Here is a 1,279-nt window from a genome sequence, read left to right as displayed (position 1 = left end):
GCTGCTGCTCGTCGAGTTCGCCGAGGACGATCCGGAGGAGAACAGCCGCCGCCTCGCCGGGCTGCACGACACGATGGCTGAGCTCGGCTTCCGCTGGGACGATCCGGCCAGGCGCGAGGGCGGCGTGCTCGACGCGCCCGACCAGGCGCTGCAGGCGAAGATCACCGAGGTCCGCACCCAGGGCCTCAACATCATGATGTCGATGAAGTCCGCCGGAAAGCCGGTCTCGTTCGTCGAGGATTGCGCGGTGCATCTCGAGGATCTCGCCGACTTCACCGACCGCCTGACCGCGCTCTTCGCGCGCCACGGCACCACCGGCACCTGGTACGCCCACGCCTCGGTCGGCCTGCTGCACGTCCGCCCGGTGCTGAACCTGCGCGAGGAAGCCGACGTCCGGGCATTGCGCGCCATCGCCGAGGAAGCCTTCGACATCGTCGCCGAGTACAAGGGCTCCCATTCCGGCGAGCACGGCGACGGCATCGTCCGCTCCGAGTTCCACGAGAAGATGTTCGGCGCCCGCATGGTCCGGAGCTTCGAGCAGGTGAAGGATCGCTTCGACCCGGACGGCGTCCTCAACCCCGGCAAGATCGTGCGCGCGCCGAAGATGGACGACCGCAGCCTCTTCCGCTACCCGCCCCAGTACCGGCATCAGCCCGTGGAGACGCGGCTCGACTGGTCCGGCTGGCCCGCGGGCCTGCACGGCGCGGTCGAGATGTGCAACAACAACGGCGCCTGCCGCAAGCTCGCGGGCGGCGCCATGTGCCCCTCCTACCGCGTCACCCGCAACGAGCGCGACGTCACCCGCGGCCGCGCCAACACGCTGCGCCTCGCGCTCACCGGCCAGCTCGGACCGGACGCGCTGACCTCCGACGAGATGGCCGAGACGCTGAAGCTCTGCGTCTCGTGCAAGGCCTGCAAGCGCGAATGCCCGATGTCGGTCGACATGGCCGCGATGAAGGTCGAGGTCGCCGCCGCGCGGGCGAAGAAGCACGGCCTCTCGCTCCGCGACCGCCTCGTGGCGCACCTGCCGCGCTATGCCCCCCTCGCCGCCCGCGCCCCCTGGCTCGCCAACGCCCGCGACCGGCTGCCGGGCGTCGCGGCGCTGTCGCAGCGGGTGGCGGGCCTCGCCGCCGACCGGCCCCTGCCCGCCTGGAGCCGCCGCCCGTTCCGCGAGGAGGGCGGCGACGCGGAGGCGGACGTGATCCTCTTCGCCGACACCTTCAACCGCTGGTTCGAGCCCGGCCACCTGCGCGACGCGGTGACGGTGATGCGCGCCGCG

General features: G+C 72.1%; 1 protein-coding gene. It reads left to right on the top strand.

Going from position 1 to position 1,279, the window contains the following annotated elements; all coding sequences use genetic code 11:
* On the top strand, positions 1 to 1,279 hold a 1,279-nt coding region (locus JM664_RS19095; RefSeq protein ID WP_227421410.1), incomplete at both ends, for an FAD-binding and (Fe-S)-binding domain-containing protein.

Origin of the sequence: Roseitranquillus sediminis (genome assembly GCF_016918935.1) — a bacterium.
GTDB classification, from domain to species: Bacteria; Pseudomonadota; Alphaproteobacteria; order Rhodobacterales; family Rhodobacteraceae; genus Roseitranquillus; species Roseitranquillus sediminis.
Note: the sequence above shows the minus strand (reverse complement) of the source record. Positions and strands in the feature narration are given on the sequence as shown.